A 9,533-nucleotide genomic window follows, 5' to 3' on the forward strand; every position below is an offset into this window, starting at 1 on the left:
TTTTCGTAATAATAAGATTATAGTAAGTTTACAGTATGCCTTATTCAACATATAACCTATAGGAGGACCACGCATGACTAGAAAAGAGATGACGCACTTAACGCTCACTCCCCCGAACGGTCTAACCACGGACCAAGCTCAAAACCGCCTCAACCAGACGGGCCCGAACCAGTTGGCTGCGGCCAAGAAACCCGCCCTATGGCGTCAGGTGGCCCGGCACCTCAACGACGTTTCCTCATTGGTATTACTCTTCGCCGTCGCCCTGGCGAGCTACATGGCCTTAGCCCTTAACGGTGGATGGACCAAGCCCATCGTGATTGGCGCCATCCTGGTCATTAACGTCCTCATCGGCCTCTACCAGGAAGCCTCCGCCGAAAAGGCCTTGGCCGCTCTCCAGTCGCTAAGCCTGCCGACCACGACGGTGCGCCGGGACAACGTTGCACAAACCCTGGCCGCGGTCAACGTGGTCCCAGGCGACCTCATTTTATTAAAAGCCGGTGACCAGGTTCCCGCCGACGGAATCGTTCTCGAAAGCACGAACCTCACCGTCGACGAAGCCATCTTAACGGGAGAAAGCGTCCCCGTCAGCAAGAACCACGTTCAAACGCTGACGGCCGTCGCGCCCGAACAAGAAGTCTTTTCAGGAACTGCGGTCACGGCCGGAACGGCCATCGTTCAGGTCGTGACCACTGGCATGGCGACCGAATTAGGCCAAATCGCGGGCCTGCTGAACCAGACCAAGAAGCGCGCAACGCCGCTTCAAGGCCGCCTGAACCGCCTATCCGGATGGCTAACCAGCTTCGCCATCCTAGGGGGCATCGCCATTTTTGCCCTCAGTGTCTGGATGCAAAATCAGGGGTTGGCTGACAGCCTCATGATCGGAATCTCATTAGCGGTCGCCGCCGTACCAGAAACCCTGCCAATCATCGTGACCATCAGCCTGGCCCACGGAGTCAAACGTATGGCAAACCGTAACGCCATCATGCGCCGGGTCAACGCGGTCGAAACCATCGGCGGTGTCGACGTGATTGCGTCCGATAAGACGGGGACGTTAACGCAAAACAAGATGACCATTACCCGTTACTGGACGCCGAACAGTCCCCAAAGCCAGGTAGCTGATCACCTGACCCAAGCCGGCAAAGACCTGATGCGCTACCTGGGATTGGCCACGAACGCCGAAATTCAACAGGTCGCAGGACAAGAAGAAACCCACGGTGACCCCACGGAACTGGCCATCGTTCGCTGGTTAGCCCAGCACGGGCAGAGTCGCCAGCAGTTCGAGGCTGCCGCTCCCCGCCTCGCTGAGGACCCCTTCGACTCAACTAAAAAAACCATGGCGACGATTCACCGCCTAACAGATGGCCAGCAGCTGATCATCGTCAAGGGGGCCTTCGACCGGCTCCCCATTCGTTGGACGCCCACGGCTCGCCAAGCCGCGCAACAAGTCCACGACGAGTTCGGCCAGCAAGCCTTACGGGTCCTATCCGTCGGCTACCGAGTGGTTCCCGCCACCGTTGACCTTAGTGACCCTAACTGGGATGACTTGACGCAAGACCTTACCTTCGCGGGATTAGTGGGAATCATCGACCCGCCACGGCCAGAGGTCATTCCCGCCATTCGAGAAGCCAAACAAGCGGGCATCAAGCCCGTGATGATCACGGGTGATCACATGGTGACGGCCGCCGCAATCGCCCAAGAGATTGGAATTCTTACTCCCGGGCAGCGGGTGCTATCGGGTGATGAGCTACGGCAGATGACGGACGCTGAACTGACACAGCAGATTCAAGACATCGCCGTCTACGCACGCGTATCTCCCGCAGATAAGATTCGTATCGTCCAGGCCTGGCAAGCAACCGGTAAGACCGTCGCCATGACGGGAGACGGGGTCAACGACGCCCCCGCACTAAAAGCAGCTGACGTGGGAATCGCCATGGGTATTACGGGGACGGAAGTCTCTAAGGGTGCCGCCGACATGATTTTAACGGACGATAATTTTGCGACCATCATGGCAGCGGTCCGCGAAGGTCGGACCGTCTACCAAAACATCCTAAAGGCAGTCGAGTTCCTGGTCGGCGTGAACTTCGCCCAGATCTTCCTGATGGTCGGCGCCGTCGTAATGGGTTGGGGCGCCCCACTCTTAGCGGAACAGTTACTGTTGATCAACGTCCTAGCCGACGGAATTCCGGGCTTCTACATCAGCCGGGAACCTGGCGAACAGGCTGCCATGGAACAACCCCCGGTTGCCAATAGCGAAAGCTTACTGGCCCGTGGAATGGGTGGCCGTTTAGCACTACGGGCGGCGACGTTTACGGTCTTATCGTTAGGTATCTACGCCATCGGCCGCTTTGGCCTCACGAATAATCAGGCAACCATGGGGATGACCATGCTCTTCTTGGTCCTCGCGATTGGTTCCATGATCGACATCTACGCTATCAAGGACCGGCAACCCCTGACGATGGCCAGTCTAAAGCGCAACCCAGTCTTAAACGGGGCGATGCTGATTGCCATCGCGGTCGTCTTGCTGGTGGCGACGGTTCCAGTGACCCAACGTCTCTTTGGCCTCATCACACTGCCCATCGAAGCGTGGCTCATAGTCCTGCCCGCCATGTTTATCCCAACATTGGTCTTAGAACTAGCCAAACGCTGGACCCGCCGACAAGCACCTGCGCGCAACCTCTCGCTCGATGAGGACCCTTCCTAAGAAAAGTTACCAAGTAGCCCCACGACCGGGCCAACCGGTCGTAGGGCTACTTTAATCGCTAATGATGTTAGCGCTATCAGTTAGACCCGTGTATACTAAGATTAAGCCATCTAAGGAGGTCTTCTCGATGTTTAAAACTGGGTGTCATCCGCAAAAACAATCCCTTTCGCCCCGCGCGCGGCAACGCTTACTGCCGTTTGTGGCCTTTGAATTGACCGCGACGACGGTGGTCTTAGCCGATCTCATCAAGGCAGACAGTGTGCGGCACGGGAACAAACTGCTCTGGGGACTTTTAGCTTTCGCTCAACCGATTGGCCCTTGGCTTTACTTTGCCTTCGGTCAGACCCGCTCGCCCCGCCACTGAGCTGTGCCCAATCGCTTCAAATCAAAACGCCTCGGCCCCCCTCAAAGGAGAAACCGAGACGTTTTTACTTACGGTTAATTGCTGACTCTAATCAAAGTGCCGCCATTCCTTATCCAGCAGCGCCCGCGCCACAAACAGGCCCACGGGTAAGAACATGATGATCAGGACGGCTTTGGTCAGCCACAAGGACCCGACCCCGATCTGGTTGCTCCCAATGTTGTAGATGGCCCGGTAAATGTACAATCCCGGTACCATGATCACAATGGCTGGTACGGTCAGCGTAATCCGCGGATAACCATTATACCGGTTGACCAACGAGGCAATCAGCCCCGCCGTGAGAGCCCCAAAGAAGGCTGCCGCAGCTGGTGGCATGGTGGTCAGCTGGACCAATTCTAGGCGCAACGTGTTCGCTACGGCACCGATACATCCAGCCGTGATGGCCATCTTTTGGGAGCTGTTGAACATCATGGAGAAGCCGTAGACCCCACAAAAGCTGGCGGGTAACCGTAGCAGCAACAGTGCCAAAGGCGATAGGCCTAAAGGCAAAAAGTCCGCCGGTCGAAAGTTAAACCCACTGGCGACTAGCCACCCCACCAACGTTGCCACCGTGGTGATCATGATGGCGTAGGACAGGCGTTCTAGTCCCGATCGCATGTCTTGTTTAGAAATATCCAGCATACTGGTAATGAAGGGGAAACCCGGAATCACGAACAACATGGCCCCAATGTATCCGGCCTCGTGCTGCACGGAGACGCCAAAGGACGCTTCCAGTACCCGAAAACTCAGCATATACATCATCCCAGCGACCGCGACGCTGATCGCCGTACTGGCAATCGTGGTCGTCGCGTGCTTGCCCATTAACGCACGGACATAGTTTCCTAAGCCCGCGCCAATGAACGTGCAGAGCATCTCAGGAAGCCCACCGCCTAGCAAAAAAATAAAGCCGGTACAGGCTAAGGCTGCGGCGAACCCCAGGGCTGCGGGCGCATATTGCTTGGGCCGGGTTTGAATCTTATCGATCATGGTGTGAATCTCCGGTACCGTTAAAAACGAAAAGTCGTTTTGAAAGTTCTTGACCAGTTCCTCTAAAATATTCAGCTTATCCGTGTTGACCCCCGTACTGGGGAGGGACAGCACCTGGGTGTAGCTCTGCTCATCGTTGAAACACGTATACGACAACGAGATCAACCCAATATCGGCGGAACAGGTCAGATTGAGGCTGCGGGCGACCCGGTCCATGGCGTCCCGTACCCGCCAAGCTCCGGTACCACACGATAGCATGGTAATCCCGATACGACCAACCAAAGAAGCCCGCTCTTGAAGACTGGCTTCTCTGGCGGGGACGTCATCGTCCTTGACCATGTTCTTCCAAGGAATCGCCATGTGATGACGCTGTGAAAGATGAAACTCCCGCGGGGTATTTGATTGACTATTTTTATCCATTCTCTTCTCCCTATGCCACACTAAAATCTATTTTTACCAATACTTATCTATTATAGAGACAGTTAGGGGGACTCTTCAACCGCTAATTGCGATTATTTTTAGGGGCCGTTTCGACTGGAAGCCCTAGCATATTTGATGCATCCGCTTTCACCTTCCCTGAGCGCCACGTCTGGCATACAAAGCATACAAGCCACGAGAGCCAGCTTTTCTGTTCCCTCAAATGGCCTTGAAATCATCACCGCCAATGACTGGTCCAACCTAAACCGTTCCCAATCACTAACGGCGTTAGCTATCAGGAACGTTTTAGGTGACTACTCGTCTTCTCAATTACCCATTAATCCTGGCCAATCCTCAGAACACAGGCGCCCTCAATATCGCCGCGCTTTACAAACCGCAGGGCTTCATCGGCCTTGGTAAAGGCATACGGTGAAGTCGCTGGGCGAAGCGCCAACCGATCAGCTAAAGTCAAAAACGTTTCGCCGTCCTTACGGGTGTTACTCTCCACACTAGTCAACGTCTTTTCGTGGAATAGGTGCTGCTGATAATTTAAGCTAGGCACATCACTCAAGTGGATCCCCGCTAGAGCCAGGGTGCCCCCCTTAACCAGGTTCGCGAGGGCGTTGGGAACCATGGCCCCCGCCGGTGCAAACATAATCGCGGCGTCTAACTTAACTGGTGCCACATCGTAAGCGCCATTGGCAGAAGTTGCGCCGAGTTTTAACGCGAAGGCTTGGGCGTCCTGACCACGGGTAAAGACGTGGACCTCAATCCCCTGGTCAAGGGCAATCTGGGCCGTAATGTGGGCCGAACCACCAAAGCCATAAAGCCCTAGCCGACCGCCCGCAGGAACGTTAGCGCGTTCAAACGCGCGGTAACCGATAATCCCCGCGCATAATAATGGTGCAGCGGTGATTGAGTCAAAGCGCTCCGGCACCTGATAGGCGAACCCCTCGGGCACCGTAACGTACTCGGCATAACCGCCGTCATGGTCCCAACCCGTGTACTGAGAATGCGGACAGAGATTCTCCCGACCAGAACGGCAAAAACGACAGACGCCGCAAGTCCACCGTAACCAGGGAATTCCGATACGGGTGCCTAGGGCAAAACGCCGCGTCTCCGGACCGTTGGCGACGACTTCCCCGATGATCTCGTGTCCCGGCGTCACGTGTGCGTGATGGACGGGTAAATCGCCTTCGGTAACGTGCAGATCCGTATGGCACACCCCGCAAGTTAAGACCCGAACTAAGGTCTCGCCCCGTTTTGGCCGGGGAACGGGCTTAGTAACTAACGCTAACGGCGCTCGGTCCCCATCCACGGGGCCAGGAGTTGTGACCTGCCAAGCGCGCATGGTCGTTGGCAGATGATCCAAACTTTCAGCTTGTTTTGGCATTGTACATTCCTTCTCAATTTAATATTGTTGGATTCCCCTTCATTGTAATCGTCCGCCGGCGTTTTGGACACTCAACTGTTTGCTACTCAGCCACGAAGTCAGTGCGTCCTCCCCTAGAAGTTAGCGTATAATGGGGATTATCGGGTTCGGCCGGACCTCAAAAATTTCGATACGCACCGAACACCATCAACGATTTTAAAAAAGGAGGATTTACTTGTGACTTGGTTACTTATCGTGTTACCAGCACTCCTCGCGGGCTTGGTTCAGGGGCTAACCGGCTTCGGCGCCGTCATCATCATGATGATCTTCTTTCCCCTAATTCTGCCCATTGCCCAGGCCGCCGGAATTGGTGGCTTGATTATGTTTACCAGCGTACTGGGCTTGACCATTCAATACCGACACCATGTTCACCTCAAACAACTGATTCTTCCATTCATCATTTACGCTAGTGTTGCGACCTGGTCGGTTCACTTAGGGCACGTGCTGGATACTCATCTGCTGCGAATGCTACTGGGCGGTCTCCTGGTTGCGTTAAGCCTGTACTTCATGTTCGCCAAGTCAGCCGGTGACCGGCGCTACCCCTGGTACGTCGCCATCGGCTTCATGGTGATCTCTGGATTCTTCAACGGGCTCTTCGGTATCGGTGGCCCGCTAATGGCACTATATTTTCTGTCGCTATCGCACTCGATGCCCGAATACATCGGGAACATTCAGGGGTTCTTCTTAATTGACACCTTCTACATCACCACCATCCGGGTGACCAACGGTATCTTAGGTGTTCAGGATATCCCCTACATTCTGGTGGGCATGGTGGCTGCCAGCATTGGCACCATCATTGCGTCGCACCTGTTGACCCGGATCAACCCCGACCGGTTGAAACAATGGATTTACCGGTTCATTGGGCTCAGCGGGATCTACTATCTCTTTTTCTAAGCCCATTTCAATGGCCTCCTCGTGAGGCCATTTTTTGTGCCAAAAAAGGACCAATTCGCAGATGAATTGGCCCCTTTAACCGGTTTAAGATAACGCAATCTGTACCCGCTTTTGCAACTCGGGAACCACGTCCGTCTGAAACCACGGATTCTTCTTTTGCCAGCCATAGTTTAGTGGCGATGGGTGGACCAAGGGAAAGTAGTCCGGCAGATAGTCAGGATAGTGCCGAACGGTCTCCGTCAAGGTCTTATACCGCTTATTACCTAAGTAGGCTTTAATCGCATATTGGCCCACCAATAGGGTCAACTGGACCTGGGGCATCATAGCTAGCAACGGGTCATGCCACTTTTCAGCAAACCCCTTCCGCGGGGGCAGGTCCCCGCTTTTGCCTTTGCCCGGATAGTAAAAGTCCAGTGGCATCACCGCAATCCGGTCACTCTGATAGAATTGGTCGCGTGTCACGCCCATCCAGTCCCGCAGCCGGTCTCCGCTCGCGTCATTGAAATAGGTCTTGGCCTGCTGAGCAATTCGTCCCGGTGCCTGACTAATGACTAAAATCGTAGCACTCGGTAACACATGAAATAACGGGTCCCACCCCTGTTCGGTGTACACCGCGTTCTCCGGATCATTCCGAATCGCAGTTTTGATGTCCTCAACGGTTGTGATAGACAGCCCCTCCTTGGTTTGTGTTATGGCTATTGTACTGCATTTGTTTGTGGTGAATCAATTTTGATGAGTTTACCCCCACACATGTGGGGAATACCCCGTCAGCGCGTCCTCGATCAACTTCACGTAGGAATCACCCCCACACTTGTGGGGAATACGTTGCACCGTCAGCCGTTGGCGTTGCCACCAAGGAATCACCCCCACACATGTGGGGAATACTAATGCGTGTACCCGTGAAAGGTTTATAGCTTAGAATCACCCCCACACATGTGGGGAATACGCGTCCCAGTACTGGCTAAGCCTTTCGGCATCAGAATCACCCCCACACATGTGGGGAATACGTTGGCACGGGGAACACACGCTTAGTCATTGCGGAATCACCCCCACACATGTGGGGAATACTTATGAGATTTTATCCGAAAAAGATATTCTAATGGAATCACCCCCACACATGTGGGGAATACCCTTAACTCTGTCAAGCCTTATTTTCCCGAACAGAATCACCCCCACACATGTGGGGAATACGGATTAAACCCTTATGATGATTATGTATTGTCAGAATCACCCCCACACATGTGGGGAATACGGGACGGGCTCTGTCGCTTCCTTAGCCGCTCGAGAATCACCTCCACACATGTGGGGAATACTCAACATGGGACCATCTAAACCGTGCTTGTTTAGAATCACCCCCACACATGTGGGGAATACAGGAAAATTATTACACGGAATGGTCATTAATTGGAATCACCCCCACACATGTGGGGAATACACGGCATTTGCGCACGTTGATAAGCTGATTCAGGAATCACCCCCACACATGTGGGGAATACCTACCGATCGAGATATGACTTACGATACATATAGAATCACCCCCACACATGTGGGGAATACGGCTTATAACGTGGACGTATCGCGGTTTTACGAGAATCACCCCCACACATGTGGGGAATACCCAATAACTCTTCATTTAAGGCCGGGGACGATAGAATCACCCCCACACATGTGGGGAATACGCACCAAGGCCCTGTACGCGCCCGTCAACGATGGAATCACCCCCACACATGTGGGGAATACCATTAAGGCAATGTTAAAGACCCCAATTGGCAGGAATCACCCCCACACATGTGGGGAATACTCGCTGTAACGACCTTCACGGGTGAATCTACGGGAATCACCCCCACACATGTGGGGAATACCCAATGGCCCCAATGGTCCCAGCCAGCGATTGGGAATCACCCCCACACATGTGGGGAATACACTTAGAAAATACTGATATACCGGCGTTCTTGAAACGTAGAAACTGTATTTTCATTTAACTTGTTATTCTAAGCGACACCTTAATACCATCAATTAACATGACTATCTAAAGCTTAAAGCTACCATTCTCCATCAACTTATCAGCTAATTCGAGTGTCGCTTCAGCGTCAGATAAAGCATGGTGCGGATGAGCATTCGTAATTTGATAGGCAGCCAGTACTGTCGCCAACTTGTAATTATCCAAAAAGGACTGCACATCTTTGACAATGGGCATCAAATCTCGAAACTGATTCGAAAATTGCGGTTGGGCAGTTTGACGACAGCCGGTACTTAAGAAGTGCTCATCAAAGGTTACGTGATATCCAATTACCGGTACATTCTGTAGGAACAGACGTAACTTTGTTAACGCAGTCGCCAAAGAAATACCCTGGCTCTCCAATTGATCACTCGTAATGTCCGTTAAAGCAGTAATGGATTCAGAGATTGGGCAATCTGTTTGTACCAAACAGCTAAATCTTTCAGTCTCTTTACCAACTCGTTTAACTGCTCCAATAGAAATAATGGCATCCTTAGTACTATCCAAGCCCGTAGTCTCTAAATCTAAGACCGCAAACTGCAAATCATTTGTGGGCTGCACGGAGGCAGTCGCCTTTTGCTTTAATCGCCGATGTGTCATGACCTTTGCCCGGCGAAACTTAGCAGCCTTACTAAAACCTAATTTAGGTGGTGCAGAGCTCTGTGTCAAATGCATCATCAACGGCAAGCCATCAAAATCCACG

General features: G+C 53.2%; 7 protein-coding genes and 1 CRISPR repeat array. Of the genes, 3 read left to right on the plus strand and 4 right to left on the minus strand.

What is annotated here, in order from left to right:
• Window positions 1-73: 73 nt before the first annotated feature.
• A complete protein-coding gene (locus FD30_RS10935) occupies window positions 74-2,701 on the plus strand; it encodes a cation-translocating P-type ATPase (protein ID WP_056945048.1) in 2,628 nt (875 codons plus the stop codon).
• A 127-nt stretch (window positions 2,702-2,828) separates the two neighbouring features.
• Window positions 2,829-3,065, plus strand: coding sequence for a PLD nuclease N-terminal domain-containing protein (locus FD30_RS10940; protein WP_056945049.1), 237 nt, complete (start codon window positions 2,829-2,831; stop codon window positions 3,063-3,065).
• An 87-nt stretch (window positions 3,066-3,152) separates the two neighbouring features.
• Here FD30_RS10940 and FD30_RS10945 read toward each other — a convergent pair whose 3' ends face one another.
• A complete protein-coding gene (locus tag FD30_RS10945; RefSeq protein WP_056945050.1) occupies window positions 3,153-4,508 on the minus strand; it encodes a threonine/serine exporter family protein in 1,356 nt (451 codons plus the stop codon).
• Between the two features lie 334 nt (window positions 4,509-4,842).
• Window positions 4,843-5,898 (minus strand): zinc-dependent alcohol dehydrogenase family protein, encoded by a 1,056-nt coding sequence (locus FD30_RS10950; protein ID WP_056945051.1) that lies wholly within the window; start codon window positions 5,896-5,898, stop codon window positions 4,843-4,845.
• A gap of 216 nt (window positions 5,899-6,114) precedes the next feature.
• Between FD30_RS10950 and FD30_RS10955 the strand changes: the two genes are divergently transcribed.
• Entirely contained in the window at window positions 6,115-6,831 is a 717-nt protein-coding gene (locus FD30_RS10955) for a sulfite exporter TauE/SafE family protein (RefSeq protein ID WP_056945052.1), read from the plus strand.
• Between the two features lie 84 nt (window positions 6,832-6,915).
• On the opposite strand, the gene FD30_RS10960 is transcribed toward FD30_RS10955, so the two are convergent.
• Both FD30_RS10960 and FD30_RS10965 read right to left on the minus strand, forming a co-directional pair.
• Window positions 6,916-7,497: a uracil-DNA glycosylase family protein gene (locus tag FD30_RS10960; protein ID WP_056945053.1), complete on the minus strand. Its 582-nt coding sequence runs from the start codon at window positions 7,495-7,497 to the stop codon at window positions 6,916-6,918.
• A gap of 69 nt (window positions 7,498-7,566) precedes the next feature.
• Window positions 7,567-8,754: direct repeats of the CRISPR family, unit length 28 nt; unit sequence GAATCACCCCCACACATGTGGGGAATAC.
• A 106-nt stretch (window positions 8,755-8,860) separates the two neighbouring features.
• On the minus strand, window positions 8,861-9,533 hold a 673-nt coding region (locus FD30_RS10965), incomplete at its 5' end, for a 3'-5' exonuclease (RefSeq protein ID WP_235803269.1).

This window comes from Levilactobacillus namurensis DSM 19117, assembly GCF_001434785.1.
Classification (GTDB): domain Bacteria; phylum Bacillota; class Bacilli; order Lactobacillales; family Lactobacillaceae; genus Levilactobacillus; species Levilactobacillus namurensis.

What these genes read in the sequence shown, in the direction of transcription:
- FD30_RS10935 (WP_056945048.1), top strand. Translation starts at nt 74, where the DNA reads ATGACTAGAAAAGAGATGACGCACTTAACGCTCACTCCCCCGAACGGT.
- FD30_RS10950 (WP_056945051.1), bottom strand. Translation starts at nt 5,898, where the DNA reads ATGCCAAAACAAGCTGAAAGTTTGGATCATCTGCCAACGACCATGCGC.
- FD30_RS10945 (WP_056945050.1), bottom strand. Translation starts at nt 4,508, where the DNA reads ATGGATAAAAATAGTCAATCAAATACCCCGCGGGAGTTTCATCTTTCA.
- FD30_RS10940 (WP_056945049.1), top strand. Translation starts at nt 2,829, where the DNA reads ATGTTTAAAACTGGGTGTCATCCGCAAAAACAATCCCTTTCGCCCCGC.